22 protein-coding genes are annotated in these 22,978 nt (G+C 40.1%); 17 read left to right on the top strand and 5 right to left on the bottom strand.

What is annotated here, in order from left to right; translation table 11 throughout:
- The first annotated feature begins 279 nt into the window (after nucleotides 1–279).
- A complete protein-coding gene (locus tag JWQ54_RS09370) occupies nucleotides 280–639 on the top strand; it encodes a response regulator (RefSeq protein WP_299583538.1) in 360 nt (119 codons plus the stop codon).
- A 65-nt stretch (nucleotides 640–704) separates the two neighbouring features.
- Here JWQ54_RS09370 and JWQ54_RS09375 read toward each other — a convergent pair whose 3' ends face one another.
- Nucleotides 705–1,469, bottom strand: coding sequence for a DUF4382 domain-containing protein (locus JWQ54_RS09375; RefSeq protein ID WP_299583541.1), 765 nt, complete (start codon nucleotides 1,467–1,469; stop codon nucleotides 705–707).
- Between the two features lie 250 nt (nucleotides 1,470–1,719).
- Here JWQ54_RS09375 and JWQ54_RS09380 point away from each other — a divergent pair, with 250 nt between their 5' ends.
- The 4 genes from JWQ54_RS09380 (at nucleotide 1,720) to JWQ54_RS09395 (ending at nucleotide 4,946) form a co-directional block, all read left to right on the top strand.
- Complete coding sequence (locus JWQ54_RS09380; RefSeq protein ID WP_299583544.1) at nucleotides 1,720–2,589, top strand: carbon-nitrogen hydrolase; 870 nt, start codon at nucleotides 1,720–1,722, stop codon at nucleotides 2,587–2,589.
- A 101-nt stretch (nucleotides 2,590–2,690) separates the two neighbouring features.
- Nucleotides 2,691–3,044 carry a four helix bundle protein gene (locus JWQ54_RS09385; RefSeq protein ID WP_299583547.1) on the top strand — a complete coding sequence of 118 codons (354 nt, stop codon included), beginning with the start codon at nucleotides 2,691–2,693 and terminating at the stop codon, nucleotides 3,042–3,044.
- A 37-nt stretch (nucleotides 3,045–3,081) separates the two neighbouring features.
- On the top strand, nucleotides 3,082–4,104 hold the full coding sequence (locus JWQ54_RS09390; protein WP_299583550.1) for an agmatine/peptidylarginine deiminase: 1,023 nt from the start codon (nucleotides 3,082–3,084) through the stop codon (nucleotides 4,102–4,104).
- Between the two features lie 473 nt (nucleotides 4,105–4,577).
- Complete coding sequence (locus JWQ54_RS09395; protein WP_299583553.1) at nucleotides 4,578–4,946, top strand: DUF5668 domain-containing protein; 369 nt, start codon at nucleotides 4,578–4,580, stop codon at nucleotides 4,944–4,946.
- Between the two features lie 59 nt (nucleotides 4,947–5,005).
- On the opposite strand, the gene JWQ54_RS09400 is transcribed toward JWQ54_RS09395, so the two are convergent.
- On the bottom strand, nucleotides 5,006–6,157 hold the full coding sequence (locus JWQ54_RS09400) for a hypothetical protein (protein ID WP_299583556.1): 1,152 nt from the start codon (nucleotides 6,155–6,157) through the stop codon (nucleotides 5,006–5,008).
- Between the two features lie 69 nt (nucleotides 6,158–6,226).
- On the opposite strand from JWQ54_RS09400, the gene JWQ54_RS09405 reads away from it, so the two are divergent.
- The 11 genes from JWQ54_RS09405 (at nucleotide 6,227) to JWQ54_RS09455 (ending at nucleotide 17,174) form a co-directional block, all read left to right on the top strand.
- Entirely contained in the window at nucleotides 6,227–7,132 is a 906-nt protein-coding gene (locus JWQ54_RS09405; protein ID WP_299583559.1) for an S-adenosyl-l-methionine hydroxide adenosyltransferase family protein, read from the top strand.
- A gap of 229 nt (nucleotides 7,133–7,361) precedes the next feature.
- Nucleotides 7,362–8,186: a LiaF domain-containing protein gene (locus JWQ54_RS09410; protein WP_299583562.1), complete on the top strand. Its 825-nt coding sequence runs from the start codon at nucleotides 7,362–7,364 to the stop codon at nucleotides 8,184–8,186.
- 141 nt (nucleotides 8,187–8,327) lie between these two features.
- Entirely contained in the window at nucleotides 8,328–8,684 is a 357-nt protein-coding gene (locus JWQ54_RS09415) for a four helix bundle protein (RefSeq protein ID WP_299583565.1), read from the top strand.
- A 67-nt stretch (nucleotides 8,685–8,751) separates the two neighbouring features.
- Nucleotides 8,752–9,789, top strand: a complete 1,038-nt coding sequence (locus JWQ54_RS09420) for a sensor histidine kinase (protein ID WP_299583568.1) — start codon at nucleotides 8,752–8,754, stop codon at nucleotides 9,787–9,789.
- A 2-nt stretch (nucleotides 9,790–9,791) separates the two neighbouring features.
- The gene (locus JWQ54_RS09425) at nucleotides 9,792–10,538 is read left to right on the top strand and encodes a LytTR family transcriptional regulator DNA-binding domain-containing protein (RefSeq protein ID WP_299583571.1); all 747 of its coding nucleotides are present in this window, start codon (nucleotides 9,792–9,794) and stop codon (nucleotides 10,536–10,538) included.
- A 67-nt stretch (nucleotides 10,539–10,605) separates the two neighbouring features.
- Nucleotides 10,606–10,947 (top strand): hypothetical protein, encoded by a 342-nt coding sequence (locus JWQ54_RS09430; protein ID WP_299583574.1) that lies wholly within the window; start codon nucleotides 10,606–10,608, stop codon nucleotides 10,945–10,947.
- Between the two features lie 507 nt (nucleotides 10,948–11,454).
- Nucleotides 11,455–12,522 carry an NADPH dehydrogenase NamA gene (namA, locus tag JWQ54_RS09435; protein WP_299583577.1) on the top strand — a complete coding sequence of 356 codons (1,068 nt, stop codon included), beginning with the start codon at nucleotides 11,455–11,457 and terminating at the stop codon, nucleotides 12,520–12,522.
- A gap of 111 nt (nucleotides 12,523–12,633) precedes the next feature.
- Nucleotides 12,634–13,488 carry a UbiA-like polyprenyltransferase gene (locus JWQ54_RS09440; protein WP_299583580.1) on the top strand — a complete coding sequence of 285 codons (855 nt, stop codon included), beginning with the start codon at nucleotides 12,634–12,636 and terminating at the stop codon, nucleotides 13,486–13,488.
- 106 nt (nucleotides 13,489–13,594) lie between these two features.
- Entirely contained in the window at nucleotides 13,595–14,197 is a 603-nt protein-coding gene (locus tag JWQ54_RS09445; RefSeq protein ID WP_299583583.1) for a Crp/Fnr family transcriptional regulator, read from the top strand.
- A 180-nt stretch (nucleotides 14,198–14,377) separates the two neighbouring features.
- Complete coding sequence (locus JWQ54_RS09450; RefSeq protein ID WP_299583585.1) at nucleotides 14,378–15,307, top strand: NAD-dependent epimerase/dehydratase family protein; 930 nt, start codon at nucleotides 14,378–14,380, stop codon at nucleotides 15,305–15,307.
- A gap of 166 nt (nucleotides 15,308–15,473) precedes the next feature.
- A complete protein-coding gene (locus tag JWQ54_RS09455; RefSeq protein ID WP_299583588.1) occupies nucleotides 15,474–17,174 on the top strand; it encodes a M3 family oligoendopeptidase in 1,701 nt (566 codons plus the stop codon).
- A gap of 79 nt (nucleotides 17,175–17,253) precedes the next feature.
- On the opposite strand, the gene JWQ54_RS09460 is transcribed toward JWQ54_RS09455, so the two are convergent.
- Nucleotides 17,254–17,679, bottom strand: coding sequence for an SMI1/KNR4 family protein (locus JWQ54_RS09460; protein ID WP_299583591.1), 426 nt, complete (start codon nucleotides 17,677–17,679; stop codon nucleotides 17,254–17,256).
- Between the two features lie 37 nt (nucleotides 17,680–17,716).
- Entirely contained in the window at nucleotides 17,717–21,217 is a 3,501-nt protein-coding gene (locus JWQ54_RS09465; protein ID WP_299583593.1) for a TraB/GumN family protein, read from the bottom strand.
- A 332-nt stretch (nucleotides 21,218–21,549) separates the two neighbouring features.
- Here JWQ54_RS09465 and JWQ54_RS09470 point away from each other — a divergent pair, with 332 nt between their 5' ends.
- A complete protein-coding gene (locus JWQ54_RS09470; protein WP_299583596.1) occupies nucleotides 21,550–22,209 on the top strand; it encodes a hypothetical protein in 660 nt (219 codons plus the stop codon).
- Between the two features lie 73 nt (nucleotides 22,210–22,282).
- Here JWQ54_RS09470 and JWQ54_RS09475 read toward each other — a convergent pair whose 3' ends face one another.
- Nucleotides 22,283–22,942 carry a phosphatase PAP2 family protein gene (locus JWQ54_RS09475; protein WP_299583599.1) on the bottom strand — a complete coding sequence of 220 codons (660 nt, stop codon included), beginning with the start codon at nucleotides 22,940–22,942 and terminating at the stop codon, nucleotides 22,283–22,285.
- Between the last annotated feature and the right edge of the window lie 36 nt (nucleotides 22,943–22,978).

Below are 22,978 nucleotides of genomic sequence, written 5' to 3' on the forward strand. Positions count from 1 at the left end.
AATTTAGCCTTGAGCCCAAAGTCGTTAGTCTTAAGCCAGGAAAAGAATAAAACTCACTTAAGACTAATAACTTTGACTTAACACCAATAAATTTCAACACAAATAATTTTTCTTTCGGACTTCCGGACTTTCCCGACTCCCTTCTAATTTTTGTTGCCTCAAATCAAATATAATCCGGCATTATAGCGTTATATATCCCGAAACCTGATTAAACCATTTATCAACAAACCAATCCAACTTAGTATAGCCGACACTTTTACAAAACTGATTGATTTAACTATGCTTAAGCGGATATTAATACTTGATGATAACCAGGATATATTAGACGTTGTTAAAGAAGCGCTATTATATGAGCGGTATGAAGTTACAATAACTTCAGAAACCGAAAATATTATTGAAGCCATACAGACCTGCAAACCCGACCTGGTTATGCTTGACTATAAATTGAACGGAACCAGGGGCGATGATATTTGTCGCCAGATAAAAGCCCACCAGCAGCTTAACAATATTCCCGTAATTATTTGCTCTGCTTACCTTAATAAAGATGACCTGCTTGCCTGCGGCTGCGATGCCATTATATCAAAACCCTTTGGTTTGGATGAACTTGTGGATACTGTGAATGGGTTGGTTTATTGTTAGTTTAAAAGAAAAAAAAAGAAGCCGCCTCTTGTGGATACAGCTTCTTTTTTCAATGCAATTATAAATTATTGAACAATTGTTACTGTCCCCATATCCCGTACAGAGCCATTTGCCACAGTAACGTTATTAACTACTTTTATAGCAAAAGGACTAACAGGTAAAAATTTAACACTATAAGTTCCTGCTGCAAGGCCTGAGAAATAAAATTTACCGGAAGCGTCAGCTACGGTGCCAACCGTATCGGTACCTGTTATTGCATACACTTTTGGGGAGGACAAAGCTGGGCTAACTATACCGGTTAACGCGCCGGAAACCGCCTCGGAATATGCGCGTATAACGGGTTTTAAAATATACTTACCATTACCTGTAAGCACAATTGACTGTGCTGCATCAAAATCAAGCTTCAAAGTATAGTCAATACCTGCAGTAAGGTTATCATGCAAATTTAGTTTTACTCCGGATGTTTGTCCGCTGGGTGTGGTTAAATCATACGAAGTTCCGTTCACAATAACAGTGTTGCCGGTTGTATTGAGCACTAAACGTACCTGTTGTATGGTGCCGGCTGGAATATCCTGCGATGCCAGCAAGGTATCTTTACCCAATCTGAAATGAAGAATATCAATTGGGCCCCCACCAACATTAAGGGTATGCTCACCTGTTGCGGTAACTATCACCACACTTTTTATATTTAATATAACAGCACCATAAAGCCCGGGCGCATCAGTTAATTTAACGTTAACATGTGCAGAGCCTGAGCCGGAACTATTTTTTTTGCACGACGAGAAACCTATACATAAAAATGCAGCGGCGAGTAAAATGTAATTTTTCATAGTAAAATTTAGTATTTAGTTTATATTATTCAGGCACAACGGAAATATTACACAATTGTTTCTTTACAATAAAATTGGTTGACTATCAATTACATAAAAACATGCGTTACATTTAGTAGCGTAAAGGGTATTTTTGCTTGTCGCTGTGTTGGTCTTTGGCTTTGTATTAATACACTTCATTTAAAAACAACTGCTTTCTTATTAAATCCAATCAATCAAAAAACACTATTTTTGCGCAAATTTTAGCGGGATGAGTAAAGTAAAAGTAGGTCTGGTACAAATGAGCTGTACTGCCAACAAACAGGAAAATTTAGATAAAGCGATTGTTAAAGTTAGGGAAGCAGCCCAAAAAGGCGCACAGATAGTTTGCTTGCAGGAGCTATTTACCTCGCTTTATTTTTGCGATGTTGAAGATTATGACAACTTTAAGCTGGCCGAGACTATTCCCGGTCCATCAACAGGTGCACTGTCGGCTGTGGCAAAGGAGCTTGGCGTGGTGATAATTGCATCTCTTTTTGAAAAACGTGCACAGGGACTTTACCATAATACTACCGCAGTTTTAGATGCCGACGGTGCTTATTTAGGTAAGTATCGCAAAATGCATATCCCTGATGATCCGGGTTTTTACGAAAAGTTTTACTTCACTCCCGGCGACCTGGGCTATAAAGTATTTAAAACCAAATTTGCTACCATAGGAGTGCTGATCTGCTGGGATCAATGGTACCCCGAAGCCGCCCGGATCACGGCGCTTATGGGTGCAGAGATCTTGTTTTACCCTACCGCAATAGGCTGGGCCACCACGCAGGACGAAGCAACAAACATTGAACAATACAACGCATGGCAAACCATCCAGCGCTCGCATGCAGTAGCTAATGGCGTACATGTGGTAAGTGTAAACAGGGTAGGTGAAGAAGCGGGTGTTAAGTTTTGGGGAGGATCATTCTTTGCCAATCCGTTTGGCGCTTTGATCCATCAAACATCAACTGATGACGAAGTGGTTGTAGTGCAGGAGCTTGATCTGGCTAAATCTGATTATTACAGGAGCCACTGGCCATTTATGCGCGATAGGAGAATTGACTCTTACCAGCCAATCACTAAAAGATTTTTAGACGAGGAGTAATTTAGTCCATGGTCGATGGTCCATAGACCATGGTAGGAAAATGCAAAGTAGATCATTCGGAATAGTCCATTGTAAAAGTTAATAAATAACTTAAATATTTTATGGCGTTTAAATTTGAAAATCTTCAGGTATGGCAAAAGGCATTAGACTTAACTGATGAAATTAACTTACTAACCAAAAGTACTTTCCCAAAGGATGAGTTATTTATTTTAACCTCACAAATAAAAAGAGCTGCAGAGTCCGTAGTGCTTAATATAGTCGAAGGATGTACCGGTCAAACTAATTTAGTTTTCAAAAATTTCCTTAGTTATGCATTAAGATCCGCTATTGAAGTGGTTGCCTGTTTATTTATTGCTAAACGAAGAAAGATAATTGGTAAAGATGATTTTCGAAAGCTGTACAATGAATATCAGTCGTTAACAAAAATGATCACTGCATTAAGAAATACATTATAACAACCCAAAAACTACTATGGACCATCGACCATCGACTATGGACAATTTTCATTTCCCCGCCGAGTGGGCAAAACACATCGCTACCTGGCTTAGCTGGCCGCATAAGGAAGCGTCATGGCCGGGTAAGATAGATCTGATCTACCCAAAATACTGCGAGTTTATTAAAGTAGTAAGTGAGGGTGAGTTGGTGCGCATTAATGTAAAGGATGAGCAAATGGCTGCCTTTGCCAAACAGCAATTGATGGTTGCCGGTGTTGATTTGAAACGCATTGAGTTTTTTGAGTTTGAAACCAATGATGCCTGGTGCAGGGATCATGGTCCGGCGTTTTTGATAAATAATGATACTAAGCAGAAGGCAATTGTTGACTGGGGCTATAATGCCTGGGGCGGCAAGTATCCGCCGTTTGATTTGGATGATGTTATCCCCACAAAAATAGGAAAGCATTTTGATTTGCCGGTATATCATCCCGGGATTGTGATGGAAGGCGGCTCGGTTGATTTTAACGGGAAAGGCACTTTAATAACCACAACAGCCTGTTTGCTTAATAAAAATCGTAATCCGCATTTAAACAAGCAGCAGATAGAAGAATACCTGCAAAACTATTATGGAGTGGAGCAGGTTTTATGGCTGGGCGATGGTATTGCAGGCGATGATACCGACGGCCATATTGATGATATTACCCGCTTTGTAAATGAGGATACCGTTGTTACTGTTGTTGAAGAAAACAGGAATGATGAGAATTATCACTTGCTGCAGGAAAATCTGCAGGAGTTAAAAACCATGCGCCTGCTTAACGGCAGGCAGCTGAATATTGTTGAGCTGCCAATGCCCGATGCGGTGATCTACGAAGATCAGCGATTACCCGCATCGTATGCTAACTTTTACATTGCCAACTTGGCCGTTGTGGTGCCTACCTATCGTTGTGCTAATGACGATAAAGCTCTTGCTATTTTACAAGACTCTTTCCCCGATAGAAAAGTTGTTGGCATTGATTCAACCGATATAATCTGGGGCCTGGGCAGTTTTCACTGTTTAAGCCAGCAAGAACCGGAGGTGTAAGGGCTTTCATTAGCTTAAGCTCTATGCTGTTCAATAACTTTGATTCGCTTTTATAATATTGATTTTTAGATATCTATAACTTGGTATAACAAGCTTTTGTTGTGCGTCACCATAGCTGTTAGGGAGATTATTCTGGAGGGTCTGTGCGATTCCCTCCCTTGGGAGGTGTATGGACCGGGTTTCTACACCAAGCTTTTACGCATGATTGGCCAGGGTATCATAGTTCGTGAAACCCCTACCTTCCCTTCCCCGAGGAAGGAATCGCACCTGCCACGGCTTGTTCTGATTCTTCAGGACAGTTTTGGGGCAATGATAAAGGAAAAGGAGCTGCTGAGTTATTATTCCAATTTTCTTGTTTCTTTTTCACCGACAATTTATCCCTCCACACCGATTTCTAGAAACACCTCGCCAACATTCCATTGTTGTGCTTTAAATACTGCTGTACTTTTAGGTAATATTTAAAACTTAATATAATGGAAACTATCATAAATAACCCAAACAAATATAGCGGCAAAACAATGGCCGGAATAATCATTGTTATCATTGGCGGTTTATTACTTATCGATCAGCTTGACCTGTTCTTTGTTCCTGACTGGTTGTATAGCTGGCCAATGTGGATAATAGGTTATGGTCTTTATATGGGCGGAAAATATAACTTCAAAAAACCAGTTTGGATCTGGATGATAGTTATAGGTACAGCCTTTTTATTCACCGAAAACATTGATAATGCCGACCGTGTAGTTTGGCCGTTAGCCATAATAGGTACAGGTGCATGGATGGTAATGAAACACAACAAACGAGCGGAAGCTCCTTACCAGGAAAGCAAATTTAAAGAGATCTAATAAAAAACATTTTTCATAGCGGTTGAGAGCTGCCCTGGTTATCCGGGGTGGCTTTCTTTTTAGTTGGAAAGTGTGTACCACGGTATGTTTAAGAGGCCTTTCTTCAAATAAACATCAATTCCATCGCCTTCCAAATACCTGTTAAACCTGGCTTGTGAAACTTCAATATCTTTTGGTGCGGGATCATCATCCCATGACACCAGTTTGAAATGATAATGGGTACGTTTATTGTATTCAGTGTACTTATTATAAACTTTGGTATGAATTAACGTTGGCGGCGCTTTATCCATTTCGCAATTTACTTGTACGGTGCTACCATAACCATAAAAGCAGGATAATACTATCATAAAAATTACCTGACCTTTTACCGCATCCGTATTTTTGTTGAAACCGGTTGCATACAACAGAAAAAAAACAATCACTCCAATCGGAACAGCAATTATCCAAATATGCCCATATCTTAAAATATCAAACTCTAATAACCCTTTAATAAACAATGTTAACGCCGGAATATAAAAGCCAAACATTACCCAAGGGTACACGCTTCTTTTCTTGTTAGAAATGAATTTTATCAGTCCGCCGCTAAACTTCATAACAACAATACCCAGCAGCGGATATATCAACGATAAAGCTGTTAGAACGGGGCTTTCAAAAATAATCATTGGAAGGCCAATTGCCGCACCTGCCACATTGTAAAATATAGCTACTTGCCGAGCTCTTTTCAATTTCTCCTCGTGTTCATTCTCTGTTGATCCAAAATCAGGGTCTTTCAGGAATAGCAGCTTTTCTTCGGCGAGATCTGCCTCATCTAAATCCGTAAAATTTTCTCTTAGCCAGTCAACTAGTTGTTCCGAACCTGCAAACTCGCTATAGTTTTTTATACTGAGCTTATATTCTGAAAAGGATTCAATTAAGATCAATTTGCTTCCGACTCTAATGCCTTTTACATCACTAAATAGCAACTCCTTATTTGTGAAGACGTTCACTTTTCTTATGCGGTCATCGTAAATAGATATTTTAGCTTTAAACTGATTGATAAGAATTAATATTCCACCAGCCAGTAATAAAATAGGAAGTATAAATATTAGTTGTTGGGCCCCCGCCTGCAGATTAGAAATTTTAAAAAGGAATAATGAAAAGAAAATCACTAAGATCCCTAAAATTGAATTAAATATTTTTGAGCCTTTTGATATTGTATACTCCGTCTCCATTTATATAAATTGTGATGCGCTAAATATATTAAAATCCATTAATTTGTGCGATCAATATCAATAATCAGCATGAATAAAACTTTACGAGCACTTATTTTCCTGGTAGCGCTTTTGTTTTTGGCAAGGTTCTCATCGGCACAAAATAAAATAGTTGTTTTCCAGTCGGATTTTGGGTTGAAGGATGGTGCAGTTTCTGCAATGAAAGGCGTAGCCATGGGTGTATCAACCGAGTTGAAATTGTTCGACCTTACCCACGAGATCCCTGCCTATAACATTTGGGAAGCAGCTTATCGCCTCGAACAAACTGTAAGATACTGGCCTGCCGGCACCGTATTTGTTTCGGTGGTTGATCCGGGTGTGGGCACTGCGCGTAAATCGGTAGTGCTTAAAACAAAATCAGGTCATTACATAGTTACGCCCGATAACGGCACTTTAACATTGGTGGCCCAGTCATTAGGGATTGATGAGGTAAGGGAAATTGATGAAGCTGTAAACCGCCGTAAAGATTCGCAAAAATCATATACCTTTCATGGCAGGGATGTATATGCCTTCACCGGGGCACGTTTGGCGGCAGGGATCATTAGCTTTGAACAGGTTGGGCCGGTATTGCCTAAACAGGTGATCAGGATCTCATACCAGCAGGCGGTAATGGAAGGCAAAATTATAAAGGGCGATATCCCGGTGCTTGACGCGCAATACGGCAACGTATGGACAAACATTCCGGATATTTTATTTAAACAGTTTAAACCAAAATTTGGGGATATGGTGCATGTTGTAATCTTTAATAAAAACAAGGAAGTTTACAAAGGCGATATGCCCTACAGCCAAACCTTTGGCGAGGTTGCAGAAGGGAAGCCGCTGGCTTATTTAAACAGCCTTTTGCAGCTTTCATTTGCCCTGAACATGGGTGATTTTGCCAAAACCTATCAAGTTGCAAGCGGGGGTGAATGGAGCGTGGAAGTTAGCCTGAAATAAACAGAAATCTCAGTGCTTCCTTGTGCGCTTTGTGATTTAAAAATTAACCGCAGAGATCGCCAAGACGAAAAAGAGAAACACGGAGATTTATAAATTCAGATAAACTCCAACTTTTTCACCGACACTTTACATTATCTTACCGACTTCTTTAAATATACTGCCAATTTTTGTTTGGCACACTTATAATGTTACCTTAGTTTTGAATACGATTTAAAATGCTAATAATATAATGGACAACGATATAGTACACCCTAACAATCCCCGCAATGGCAAAGCCCTGGCGGGGATAATTTTACTAGCCGTAGGCGCCCTGTTACTGGTAAAGCAGCTCGACTTCTTTTTTGTTCCGGGCTGGTTGTTTAGCTGGCCAATGTGGCTTATTGGCTGGGGCCTTTTTATAGGCGCAAAAACCAATTTTCATAAGCCATCATCTTTTTTGCTGATACTTTTAGGCATTGTTTTTTTGATAAATGAAAACTTTGATCGTGCCGACCGCGTAGTATGGCCAATTGCCATTATCGGCTTTGGTTTATGGCTGATATTAAGGCGCCATAGTCATTTTGATAAAACACAGTGGAATAAGGATAATAAATGGGGCAGTGCGGCTTATACCCCGCCGAACCCGGGTGAGCCTGTAGTTGATTATACAGGTACTACAGATTATACAACAATTAAAGAACCCATTAATCCATCAGCTTCATACAAACCAACAGGTGACGATTACCTGGACACTGTATCGGTTTTTGGATCGGTAAAGAAAACCATCCTTTCAAAACATTTTAGGGGAGGCGAGATAGTAAACATATTTGGCGGCGCCGAACTTGATTTTACCCAGGCTGATATTGAAGGTAAAGTAATAATTGATATTACCCAGATCTTCGGTGGTGTAAAAATGATTGTGCCTCCACACTGGCAGGTAGTTCCGGATATTGCCGCTGTATTTGCCGGCATTGAAGATAAACGAATGAAAAGTACAGCTACCGCAGGCAGCGAAAAGATCTTAGTGCTAAAAGGTGTTTCAATTTTTGCGGGAGTGGATATTAGAAGCTATTAGCTTCAGACCGAAAGTCCGGAAAGTCAGTAAAGACCGAAAGAAGGAAAAGTTGGGGAAGACCGAAAGTCCGGAAAGTCAGTAAAGACCGAAAGAAGGAAAAGTTGGGAAAGACCGAAAGTAAAAAATGAATTATCTTCAGTTATGAGTTTTAAGTTCGAAAAGTTAATTGTTTGGCAAAAGGCGGTGGATTTGGCTGCTGATGTTCATGAACTGACAAAGGCTTTTCCAAAAGATGAATTATTTATTTTATCAGCCCAAATTAAAAGAGCCGCCGATTCGGTTTCATTAAATATTGCGGAAGGATCAACAGGTCAATCAAATGCAGAGTTTAATAAATTTTTAAGTTACGCACTACGATCAGATATAGAAGTTGTTGGATGCCTGTTCTTAGCTAAAAAAAGAAATTTAATACAGGAAGATAATTTTAATAAACTATATAAACAATGTGAAGAGATATTAGCTATGCTAAATTCACTACGCAAAACGCTAAAAACTTAACTACTTAAAAAACACTAAAAACATCTTCCGGACTTTCGGTCTTTACTGACTTTCCGGACTCAAAAAAATGGCCTTACCATCAAACCTGACATCATCAAGACTCTATGCAGGGTTCATCGTCTGCGGACTGGTGTGGACCGGCCTGCAGAGCTATGTAGTGCATAGTTTTGACTTTAACTGGTACATTGCCTTTACCGATGGGTTGGTTTGTTCAATTTTGCTTGCTTCGGCTTGCTGGCTGATTAATAATAACCTCCGCTATTATCAGCCCGAAAAAGGCAATTATCTAAATATATTGATCTGGATAGCTGCCCTGGCTGCAATCTGCACATTTGGAAGCCGGTGGATCCTGCCATTTTTGGCTACCGGTCCGGCGTATACCAAGTTTTTAGTGAACTCATTAATCATCCGTTTCTTCACTAATTTTTTGGCGATAGGATGGATGGCGATGATCAGTATGATCTATTTCTGGCAGCTTGACCAAAAAGACAACGAAAAACGCAAAGCCGAGGCCGAGCAACTGGCCCGCGATGCGGAATTATATAATTTAAGGCAACAATTACAACCTCACTTTTTATTTAACAGCCTAAACTCAATAAACGCTTTAATAGGCTTTAAGCCTGATGAAGCCCGCCGGATGATTCACCAGCTTTCGGACTTTTTACGCGGTACGTTAAAAAAAGACGATCAGCAGCAGGTGCCTTTAACCGAAGAGCTGGCACACCTTAACCTCTACCTTGATATTGAAAAGGTGCGCTTTGGTCACCGTTTGCAAACTGAGATTAGTTGTGATGAGAAATCGGGCCAGGCTGTGCTGCCATCCATGTTATTACAGCCGCTTGTTGAAAATGCCATAAAATTTGGTTTGTACGATACCATAGGCGATGTGGTGGTAAGCATAAGGGCCGAAATGGAGGGTAATTACCTGATAATGATGGTACAAAACCCCTACGATCCGCAGACATCAAGGCCTAAAAAAGGTACCGGTTTTGGGCTGAGAGGGGTACAGCGCAGATTATATTTACTTTTTGCACGTAATGATTTGATGGAAACTCATGCAAATGATAATATATTTACAACTATTATTAAAGTACCGCAGTTATAAATATGAAACGTGCCTTAGTTATTGACGACGAGCCTTTGGCCAGGATGATTGTATTAGAGTATTTGCAGGCCTTTCCGCAGATAGAAGTTATGCAGGAATGCAATGATGGTTTTGAAGGCCTGAAGGCTATTCAGCAGTATCAGCCCGACCTAATCTTCCTGGATGTGCAGATGCCCAAAATAAACGGCTTTGAAATGCTGGAGCTGGTTGAACAGCAGCCCGCGGTAATATTTACAACTGCTTTTGACGAATATGCCATAAAAGCTTTTGAAGCACATGCGGTTGATTACCTGTTAAAGCCTTTTAATAAGGACAGGTTTAACAAGGCCATTGAAAAATACCTTGCCCAGGCACCCGAGGCCCCTACGGCCAAAAAGCATACCGAAGAGTTGCTGGAAACCGCCTCACATTCGCCGGCGCAGCATGAGCGGATTGTGGTGAAAACAGGTACCAAGGTAAAAATAATCCCGGTGCAGGATGTGCAGTACCTTGCTGCAGACGATGACTATGTAAGTGTATATACCGCCGAGGGATCATTCCTGAAAAATAAGACCATGAACTTTTTTGAGCAGATGCTTGACCCAAGGCAGTTTGTAAGGGTGCACCGCTCCTATATTATAGCTATACAGCAAATAACCCGGATTGATCCTTACGAAAAAGATGCCCACCTGGCCATCCTTAAATCGGGCGCTAAAGTGCCGGTTAGTAAAACGGGATATGTGAAGCTGAAGCAGGTGCTGGGAATTTAGAGGGATTTCGGATTTCGGAAGTTCGATTTCGCAATTAGGAGATCGCAGTTAATCCCAGATTTAATAAATGAAAAAAATTAATATCGATGGTGATGGGGTGTTTTTTTTAATATTCGGGCCTATTGTTATAGCGATAGTATGGATTAATTACGGATTTAAAACGGTAATCACGTTACCTTTTGTTTTTGGAGCATTGTATAGCTACTATATGATGTTTCTAAATATAATTTATGCGGTTAAGGATAAGAAATTAGAATCTTATAAAAATAAAATTGTTACATATTCTGTTGTTAGCACGTTTATTTTTATTTGTAGTACAGTAAGCTATGGCTTCGCATTTTCTTTAAAGCCTTTGGTAATTATTTCGGTTGTATCTGCGACACAAGCAATTCTCATATTAAGACGTTAGTTACTTTAACCAATAGTTACATTGTCAAAGGGGCAACCGGTCGTGCCAAAGAGCCTTCCGGTATTTTACTGCCTTAGAGGTAGTAATTATGCTCTGTGATTTCGGATGTTCGATTTCGGAAACCGGGGTACGATTTGTTTGAGAAAAATCATATACCACCGGTTGCGGGAATTAGGGGAAGGGATTATGCTTTTTGAAAGTGAAATTGATTGTTACGAACCCATGATAGATTATATTGAACGCGGGAGGTGTCATCCTGAACTTGTCGAAGGACGATGTGCGCATAGGCCCGTCCACGTGCTAAGCATGGCGCTGAGGCCTTTGCCCGCGTGCTTCGACTAGGCTCAGCATGACAGCCGTTTTGTCTATTCCCCTTCATGTTTCCCATAGAATCTACATTCTTAAAAAAATAAAGTTAAGAGTTCCCTCTCATCATCCGTCCGTAAAAATCGCCACAAAAAATAAAACCTAATCTCTTCCTCCGCATCTTTACAAAAAAAAGTAATTATGCCACATCTGTTTTCTCCCATAAAAATAAAAAATATCGAGTTTAAGAACCGTTTGGTAGTATCGCCAATGTGCGAGTACAGCAGCGAGGATGGTTTTGCAAATAACTGGCACCTGGTTCATTTGGGCAGTCGTGCTGTTGGCGGTGCTGCGCTGATCATTACCGAGGCCACTGCGGTGTCTGCCGAGGGCAGGATCTCCTATGGCGACCTTGGGATCTATAAAGACGAACACATTGAAAAGCTAAAAGAAATAACTGATTTTATTCATGCGCATGACGCTGTTGCAGCTATACAACTTGCCCATGCGGGGCGTAAGGCCAGTCATGAAGTACCGTGGCTTGGGAATGCACAGATCCCTTCCGGGCAGCCAAATGGTTGGAAAGCGGTAGCGCCAAGCGCTATTTCCTTTACACCAGCCGAAGAAGTGCCGGTTGAACTCGATAAAGCCGGGATTGAAAAAATAAAAGCGGATTTTAAAACAGCCGCAGCACGTGCTTTAAAAGCAGGTTTTAAGCTGATTGAGTTGCATGGTGCACATGGCTATTTGATAAATGAATTTTTATCGCCTTTAAGTAACCACCGAACTGATGAGTATGGCGGTTCGTTTGAAAACCGGATCCGTTTTTTGCTGGAAGTTATTGAAAGTGTGAAAGAAGCATGGCCGGCAGAAAATCCGTTGTTTGTCCGCATTTCGGCAACCGACTGGGCTGAAGGGGGCTGGACTGCCGATGATTCGGTTGCTTTAGCAAAGATACTGATCAATAAAGGGATAGATCTGGTTGATTGTTCATCAGGCGGTAACGCAGCCACTGCTAAAATACCTTTGAAGCCAGGCTATCAGGTTCAGTTCGCTGAAAAGGTAAAGAAAGAAGCGGGGATCCTGACAGGTGCTGTTGGACTGATAACAGAATCGGAACAGGCTGATGAAATCATCCAAACAGGCCAGGCCGACCTGGTAATTATGGCGCGCGAGTTTTTACGCAACCCTTATTTCCCGATGGGTGCCGCGCATGAACTGGGGCACGAAGTAAAATGGCCCGTTCAATATGAAAGAGCTAAATGGTAATAAGATTTGAATGTTGAACATCGAATTTTGAATATCGAACGCCGAAGTAGTACTTTTGTCATAACTTCGACATTCAGAATTCAATATTCGATGTTCGTTATTATAAAATCAATGAAAAAGTACCTCTCCTTAGTAACCTTTGCGCATACCATTTTTGCAATGCCATTTGCCTTTATTGGCTTTTTTTTGGCAGTAACAACCACAGATTATCGTTTTGATTGGGTAAAGTTAATACTAATGGTACTGTGCATGGTGTTTGCGCGTAACTCGGCAATGGCGTTTAACAGGTATTTGGACAGGAATATCGATTCAAAAAACCCGCGCACCAAGCAGCGCGATATACCATCGGGCCGGATCAGCCCGGCATCGGCGCTAACTTTTACTATAATTAACTGCCTGTTGTTTATAATAACTGCGTGGTGTTTAAATAACCTGTGTTTTTACCTTTCGCCGGTAGCTTTGTTGGTGGTGCTGGGTTACAGCGCTACCAAAAGGTTTACGGCGCTTTGTCACATGGTGCTGGGTTTGGGCCTTTCATTAGCGCCAATTGGGGCATACCTGGCTGTAACCGGTCATTTTGCTTTAACACCATTGTTTTTCTCATTAGCTGTATTATGCTGGGTTAGCGGGTTTGATATTATTTATGCCCTGCAGGATGAAGATTTTGACCGCGGCGAAAACCTGCATTCAATCCCGGCATGGCTGGGTAAGGTAAATGCGTTAAGGCTATCCACTTTTTTACATGTGCTGTCGGCAGCGTTTGTTATTATGCCGGTGTTTTTCACACAGGTTGGCGTACTTTATTACGTTGGGATCTTGTTTTTCTGCGGGATGCTTATTTACCAGCACCTGCTTGTAAAACCAAATGACCTAAGCCGGGTTAACTTTGCGTTTATGACCACCAATGGCATTGCCAGCGTAGTATTTGCGGTTTTCTTTTTGCTGGATAGGCTTTGGATTAGATAAAGTCGGGAAAGTCCGAAAGGCAATAAAGTCCGGAAGAAGGAAATTGTATATTTACAGATTCAAACATTCGCACGTCTGCATATCCACGCATTTGCACATCAATAACATGGATACATCAAGAGCACAAAGCATTTTCAGGGAGCAGCTTAAAAAGTATGTTGAATTTAACGAGGCTGAGTGGATAGTTTTCTCTCAGCATCTTGACTTCAGTATCCTGAAAAAGAAAAAATACTTTGCTGAACCCGGCACTGTTTGTAAAGATATCGGCTTTATTGCTAAAGGATCTGTTCGGTATTACCACGTTAAGGATGGCGAAGAAATTACCGGGTACTTCAGTTTTGAAAATGAATTTGTAAGCTCATACAAAAGCTATTTAACCCAAACCCCATCGTTGACATACGTCCAGGCACTTGAAGATACGGAGCTGGTAACCATCACCCATAAAAACATGCAGCTAATGCTGGCAAACCCCATGCTGGCCTATAAAATGGAACGCTTCGGCAGGTTGATTGCTGAGCAATACCTGATCTGCTATGAAGACCGCATTTCCTCCTTCATCACCCAAACCCCCGAAGAGCGCTATCTTGATCTGCTAAGTACCGGCCGCGAAATTTTGCAGCGCATGCCGCAGCATTATATTGCCCACTTTTTAGGAATTACCCCGGTTTCGTTATCAAGGATCAGGAAAAGGATCCTGGCTAGTGTCTGAATCAGAATTCCCGGAATTTAAGAATTGGCAGGATGCCTGGTGCCCAATTATGCATCACCTATCTAAACAATGCAAGCCTAATCTCTAATCTCTGGTCTCTAATCACTAATTTCTTATCTTTTGTTAACGTTTTGATAATCAAAGCTGACTTATCTTTGATTAAATCAAAAGCGAAACATTATGCACACTATATTAGGAGCCGGCGGCGCAGTAGCAAACGCATTAACCCGCGAACTGGAAAACAATAACGAAATTATCAGGCTGGTGAGCCGCAGGCCAATTGTAAACAACAATAAAAACGTAAGCTGGAAAAAAGCCGATCTGTTAAATTATGCTGAGCTGCTGGAAGCTGCAAAAGGTTCAACCGTAATTTATCTTACTGCCGGGCTGGTTTATGATAAAAAGATCTGGGCGGCACAGTGGCCCGTTATTATGCAAAACTTTATTAACCTGGGCAAAGAAACCGGCGCCCGGCTGATATTTTTTGATAACGTTTATATGTACGGCCTGGTTGATGGCCCGATGAAAGAGGATACGCCTTATAAGCCATCGAGTGTAAAGGGCAGCATCCGTGCTAAAATTGCAAACATGTTAATGGATGCTGCAAAAGCCGGGACCGTCCGTGCCAGCATAGCCCGCGGCGCTGATTTTTATGGTACCGACAACATGTTTGGCTTTGTAGATATTATGGTGCTTGATAAATATGCCAAAAAACAAAAGGCGCAATGGATAGGCACCCCCAACAAGCTGCACAATTTTAGCTACACCCCTGATATGGGGAAGGGTATGTTCCTGCTGGGCCAGCATCCTGAAAGTGATAACCAGATCTGGCACATGCCTACTGCACCTGCAATAACCGGCAAGCAATTTATTGAAATGGCTGCCCGTGTTTACGGAGTTGAACCTAAATATTTTGCTATTAATAAGTTTATGCTTTGGGTATATGGCCTGTTTCAAAAAGTGGTTATGAGTGTTGTGGAAATGTATTATCAATACGATCACGACTACATATTCAACAGTGATAAGTTTGAAAAAGCGTTTAATTTTAAACCAACAAGTTACGAGGAAGGCTTGAAGCTGATGTCGGAAACGTTGTATGCGAAGAAGTAGGCAGGAAGTCCGAAAGTCGGGAAAGTCTAAAGTCCGAAAGAAAAAATCTTGTTAATTCGTCATGTCAATCGGCATCACGTTTTTACATTGCGTTAACCTTTGATCTTTCCAACTTTCCGTACTAATCTGCATATTTGCATATCCGCATATTTGCACATCCATAACCATGATCCACAAAAAAACAAGAACATATATAACCGCAGGCTTCGAAATTAAGTGGGAAAGCCTGGAACCGCTTTATACAGAACTACGCGACCGCCCTATAACTTCAGTTGCCGACCTGGAAAAATGGCTGCATGACCGCAGTGAAGTAGAGGCTGCATTGGAAGAGGATTTTGCATGGCGTTATATCCGTATGACCTGCGATACCACCAATGAAGAGCTGCTGCAAAATTTTCAATATTTTGCTACCGAAATAGAGCCTAAAATTGCACCTTACAGCAACGATCTCAATAAAAAGCTGGTTGCCAGTCCATGGGTTGATAAACTGGACCATAAAAAATATTTTATATACCTGCGTGGCATAAAAAAATCACTGGAGCTGTTTAGGGAAGAGAATATCCCGCTGCAAACCGAGATCCAGGTTGAGCAACAAAAATACCAGTCGATAACCGGCGCTATGTCTGTTCATATTGGCGATAAGGAATTTACTTTAGAGCAGGCATCTGTATTTTTAAAGGATACAGATCGCGCTAAAAGACAGGAAGCCTGGGAAAAAATAACCGAACGCCGCTTGCAGGATAAGGATCAGCTTGATAAATTGTTCGATCACCTGCGAGAGCTAAGACATAAAGTAGCATTGAATGCCGAATTTGAAAACTTCAGGGATTATATGTTCCAGGCGTTGGGCAGGTTTGATTATACCCCCCAGGATTGCTATGCCTTTCATGAAGCCATTGAAAAGGAGATTGTACCTATACTGCACAAGGAGGCGGAAAAGCGTAAAAAAGCATTAAAGTTAAATACCCTGAAGCCATGGGATATGGATGTAGATATATCCGGAAAACCTGCTTTAAAGCCATTTAACAGCGGCAGTGAATTGATTGAAAAAACCATCCAGTGTTTTAGCAATATCAACAGGTATTTGGGTGAACGACTGGAGATAATGAAGGATAATAATCTGTTTGATGTGGAAAGCCGCAAGGGCAAAGCGCCGGGCGGGTATAATTACCCGTTATCAGAAACAGGCGCCCCGTTTATTTTTATGAACTCGGCAAATACCTTCCGTGACCTGACCACAATGGTTCATGAGGGGGGCCATGCGGTACATACTTTTTTGACTGCCGACCTTGAGCTGAACGATTTTAAACATTGCCCGAGCGAAGTAGCAGAATTAGCTTCTATGAGCATGGAGTTAATTTCGATGGATAATTGGGATGTTTATTTTGATAACGAGGAAGACCTAAAACGCGCCAAGCGCGACCAACTTTTTGACGTATTGAAAACCCTGCCATGGGTAGCCGTGGTTGATCAGTTTCAGCATTGGATCTATACCAACCCTAATCATACCGATGCAGAGCGTACCGAGGCCTGGATCCAGATCTATGAGCCATTTGGCGCCGGCTTTGTTGACTGGAGCGATCATAAGGAAGCAGAAAACAACCTGTGGCAAAAACAGCTGCACATTTTCGAAGTGCCGTTTTATTATATTGAATATGGAATGGCCCAGCTTGGTGCAATAACTGTATGGAAAAACTATAAGGAAAATCCTGAAAAAGGATTACAACAATACCTTGATGCCTTAAAATTGGGCTACACTAAAACCATCAAAGAAATTTATGAAACAGCGGGGATCAAGTTTGACTTCAGTGCCAGGTATGTTAAAGAACTGGCTGCATTTGTAAAAGGGGAGATGGATAAGTTGTAAATGTCAGAATATTTAAAAACTTTAAGTAATAAATTAAAAAGCGGGTACTGAAAAGTTATCCGCTTTTTTGGTTAAATTGTCATTTGAACCATGGCGCATTATTTTCCAGACGAGTAAGCATATCTGTAAATGATTCTCCAATTTCGATATGATATTGTTTGTCAAGATCAATAAATGGAGAAAGAATTATTCGGAAACTATTTTTTTCATACAGCTCAATTGCAATAAATTCACCACCTCCATTAGATCCAATACCAATTGTATATGGGAGATTATCGATAATGCCATAGCCATTATTGTGTTCCATGATATTATCAATATCCCATAATCTTAAAAACTGAGGACCTATAAAAACGTCATGTTCCATATAGTTTATAAGATAGTATTTGTAATCATCTGGTAGCTGGAAGCCCGCTATATTTTCGATTTCTTTGAAAATAGTTGGAGCCTGCTTTAAACGCTTAGGGAAATTATACTTACGCAATATTTCTTCAAGCTTTTTCATTTTTACCTGTCTCTTGTTAAAAGATATATTAATTGCTTTATTTATAAGCCTCAATCAACGGCCCTACCATTTTTGTTGCCTGTAAACGCCAGTTAACTTTTACAACTTCATAATCTGTATAAGCGTTGTATCTTTCAAAATTCAATTTTGTCGATCCCGGTTTATAAGGGCCTGTTAAACCGATGAGTTCATTTTTATCATCTCTTTCCGGCAATAAAAATTTAAATGCATAGTAAACCGCGCCATTTTTTATAATGCTGCCCAACAATGTAATTTTTGTGGGGGTGCCATCATCCTCCTGCGAAAGAGACTGGTACAAGCATAGCTTTGCATATTCGGACTGAGTTTTGTACTTCAGCGGTACCAGTCCGAGCTGGTTTTGCTTGCTAAATGCTTCCATTACATCGTAACGGGTGCCTACACTATCCAGGTATTTGTTAACCAATTGCTGATTATTCGGTAAACGGTTTTTTATCCGTGCAATCAAAGCATCAGTAGCGTAAAAACCGTTCGGGTCTCTTGCTAAATAACTGTTGGTTAATTTATCATTGAGCTCGCCGTTTTTTATTTGCCCTATTAGCTGCATGTAATTATACATTTCGCCATTGTACATATTATCGGTACTATCACGCAGCAGGATATAATTATCTATATCAGCCTGGGCATGGGCCATCAGGCTTGGATAATTGGCCTTTAATTTACTTGCGAAAGGATCGTCCTTTTTGTTTGCCATTTGTTGTGCTACACGCAAAATGTAGGTACGCAAGTTTTCATATTTAATAAGCGGCAGTATTTGCTCAAAGTGCGCTGCCGCAAACTCGAGCGAATCATTTAAAGGGTTGAAAATTTGATAACCCTCTTTTACATTTACCGGCGGATCGGTAGTGAGCAGTTTTAAATAGTTATCATAGCCATTCTTTTTATCAACGGTGGTTATTATACTTAAAACAGATCCCTTCAGGATGTCTTTCCCTTTTAATTTGGGATATAAGCTTATCAGGAAGTTTGCAGTTGTATCATTGCTAGCACCTCTGAATTTTTTTATTAGCGTTGCCCTTACGCCGGTTTTTAATGAATCGTCAGGATAGCTTTTTTGCAGCGCTTCATAAACGGCCGGGTACTCGTCTGCCTTAAAATCATAATAGGCAAGCGCGCCCAACGCATTGTTGTAAACGCTGGTATCGCTTGCATCAAGCGCCTTAAATATTTGGGCGGCCTTTGAAGCAGCCAAATAAGTATTTGAGGGGTTCGGATTGGTAATTTTTAATGAGTTGTAGAAAGTGTTGCTGGTTTTATCAAACAACTCTGAATTATCCAAATGGCTCACCAAATAAAATACACCATCGCCGCTAATTAGCATTCTTACGCGGCTTTTATCATTGGTTGCTTTTTTTTGAGTTAAAAACTCGCGGCCTTTTACGCCGTCAATCGTAATGGTATCAACTTTTAACAGGGTATCCTGGTAACCTATAAGGCTCTTTATCATCCGGGTGTATAAAGAATCGGTGTTGCTGATCCTGAAGTAAGGGCGGATTGTTGAATGCTCAAACCCATAAACGCCGCCCGAGTTTGGGTTGGTAGAATAATAAGTGACGATGTTTTTAACATAGTTGGTGTAATTTGTAGTGCTGGCACTGTCAATCAAAACCTTAGGTTTCGACACCATTTGTACCTCATACCTGTTGCTGTCGTCCTTAAAATTATAATAAGCAGGCTCAATATAAGGCGTGAACTGAAACGAGTCAAAAAACGCGTCCACGTTATCATCTTTTAAATCGGGCTGAATTATTTCTTTCAACAATATGTATATCCTGCTGCCCCTTATAAATAATTTTATTGTAGCATTAAACCCGCCTTTTAAAACTGCTTTTATTTCGCGTCCTTCGTAACCATCTTTCCATATTTTAACAGGGCCGCTAATAATCTTTCCGGTGTTTTTAAAATCATTAACCAGGCTATTTAATATGGGCCCTTTATCATCAACAAACATGCCTTCAGGATAGTCGTTATATCTAACAAGGTATGATATCGAGTTAACCGTATCAGTGCTTACATACATGTTAAGCTTAAAGCTCATTTTTTCAGTTTTTGTCTGCGACGGAATTTCTTTAAGTATATACTGCGGCTGGTCGGGGAATTTTACTGTAAATGCGCCAGCGGGGTTGCTATAAGTTATCCATGATGCAGGCACTTTTTGAACAACCGGAAAATTTACAAATGAGTTTAGAAACCGGTTGGTTGAAGGTTCATTTAAATGGTTAACTTTTGAGCCGGCATAAAATGAGTAGAGTTGGTTGTTTGCAAGAAGCAGGCGCATCCGCATGAAGCCGGAAACAGTTGTCATTAATACTTCAGTGCAGGGCATTTTATTAAACACAAAGTCTTTTCTGCTTATAACATGGTTTTTGGGGTTACTGCTTATTGTAGTTAAAAATTTAGTGATAATTTCAGACCTGTTGGCAGGCTTTCCGGGGGTTCCCCGGGGAATAGCATAAACACCATAATAAACATCATTTGCCAGGTCGGGATAAATAAAAGTATTTACACCGTTTATTGCGTATTTGATTGGCGTACCCGGAAAATTAACTGAATAGCCCATGCTCTCATCTTTGTATAGCGGCCAGTTCATTTTTAAATAATCAATATGGTAGGTATTAGCCACACCTGTAAATGTTGCCTGTACACGGCTTACAGTATAACCTTCTTTCCGTAATAGGGCTATAACACCATCCTCGCCTGATAAATGGGCTGCTCCAACGGCTGTAAAAAGGGAACCATCTGCCATATACTTGATCATGCTGGCGGCCATTACCTTATTGCGGGCTATAATTATTGAATCCACCATGCCCAAATTTTGAACATACTTATAAATTTCATCCAAATTACCTGTGCTGTAAATTTTTATCATTTCTTCTTTGCTTTCATCTTTTGCAGTTTCTGTATCATCGTCAAGCAAATCAAGCAGCCGCTCTTTTACTGCATCTTTTGATCCGTAATATAGATCAAATTGTGATGAGGCATCTTCCAGGCCTAATATGTTTTTATTGAATGTGCGGGCTATGCCATACAAGTAAGCATCAATGAACGAAACCTTATCACCGGCTTTTTTATCATCCCTTTTCATTAATGATTCCAATACCATTGGGTCCGTTTTACCCAGGGCATAGCCGTTTTTGTCTTTAAATTTTTTGGCCAGTTTTTCATAGTCTTCCTTGCTAAGCAGTTTATCAATATTGCGCAGGCTATCGCCATTTTGCAGTGCTGCAAACATTTTGATCATTAAGGTATCAGGATGAACCTCCATGGCAAAGCGGGAGCAGCTTTGCAGGGATAGCATTACGGAATCGCTGAAATTAAATACACGCTTGTCTTTAACATGCATAGTGCCAAACAGGTATGAAGGCTTACTAAGATTCTTTCCGGTTATTTTCCATAACAGGCTGTAATTTGATTTTTGCTGCGCGATAACATTTAATGCAAAAAAAGAAATAAATAAGATCGCAATGCTTTTGCGGAAGAGTGATAGGTTAATAGTCACAAATGAGGTATTAGGGTGTTAAACGATAGTTTTTACAGGAGGAATTAATGATGCTTTTAGGTTTATTAATTACACATCCAATATATAAAATTTATTGAAACGAAATGAGGTTGTAATAATATTAAATAGCCTGTTTTAAAAAATATCGCCGTAATATTTGCTTAATTTCATCATTTTTTAACTATTTATTTTAAATAATTAAATACATTTCAAATCGTATTATTTGTCATAATTAACTTAAAAACAACTAAATATGTCATAAAAATATCATTTCATATAAGTTACAACACTCATAATTAAAACTAATTCAATTTTTGGGAGTTTAATATAATATGAAAAAGATAATTTTAAGTTTCGCCCTTATATTTTATATTATATCGGCGTTTAGCCAAACAGCACTTAAGCCCGTAAAAATAGATAACCTGGTAACAGTTTCGTTGCCGGTGGGCTTCCAGAAAAAAGACACTTTAGGCCAGCGTATATATTCTGCTAACGCATTATACGGTTTTATGACTGTTATAGCTGCTCCTAACGAAAAAAACAATACACCGTTAAATAAGGAAAATGACCTTAATAATGTATTAAAAAAATATATCACCAGCATACAAGGCCAATCTGGCGCTGGTAGCAGTGCCCAGCATGTTAGGGATACAACTATTGGTACTTTAAAAGCAAAGGTTTTTACTTTAAAAAATGATGACGGCAATGGCACAATACAGCTGATAAATTTTACGCTGCTTTATACCAAGGATACAACCTATACATTTGAATATGTGTATCCTGCAGAAAGAAAGGATGTTGTAAAGACCGAGTATAAAGCCTATTCTTCATCTATTCGCCTTTCGCCACAGCTGCAGCGCAATGACCAATATTTGTCTAATGAAAAAGCGCTGCCGGTTGGTAAAATAGCATTATATGGCGGCGGCGCCCTTGTTATTATACTGGTAGTAGTATTGGTAGTGAGAAGAAAAAAGAAACTTTCTTTAAGTTAATTGATCCGGGAGTTTGGAGTTACAAACTTAAAGTCACATAACGGCTATTGGCTTATGACTTCAGGCCCTGTACTCAGGACTTTTTCAAAAGCCCTTTATTCCATTTAGGGGTATGTAAAAATTGTTTATTGTCTATATAACTTATCCAGCAAACAGTAATTACTACCCCTATCACAGATCCCACTGTTACATCTTCAAAAAAATGTTCGCTAAGATACATCCGCGAGTAACCTACCGCCGCAGCAATTATTAATAGTAAAATACTCCATTTTTTATTTTTAGTTAGATATGCTATAACTACGGCTGCCGAAAATGCAGTTACTGTATGGCCCGATGGAAAGCTGTGGTACTGAAGCATATCAACCCCCTTTACCAGGTGGATAAGGTTTAGTTTATCCTTATAAAGTAAGATAGGCCGTGGGGCATCAAAAATAAACTTCGCTACCTGCGCCAATATTGAGGTTATTGCATAGCTGGTTATCATTAAAAATGCTGTGCGATAATTATACAACACCAATAAAGCTGACAAAATAATTATTGTCCAGCCATTACCTATATCAGTTATATAGGGCGCAATTTCATCGCCAAAGGAATAATTTTTACTGTTTACCGCAAAGTAGATAACTTCTTTGGTAAACATTACTTTAACTGTTAAACAGGCGCAAAGCAAAATAAGATAAATGATAAAAAATAGCCTGATTTGTTTTAAAACATCATTTATTCCTATATTCATCGTGCAAAATAAGCATATCCTTACTGAATGCAAAAA

The sequence above is a fragment of the Mucilaginibacter sp. genome (assembly GCF_028288225.1).
Lineage (GTDB): Bacteria > Bacteroidota > Bacteroidia > Sphingobacteriales > Sphingobacteriaceae > Mucilaginibacter.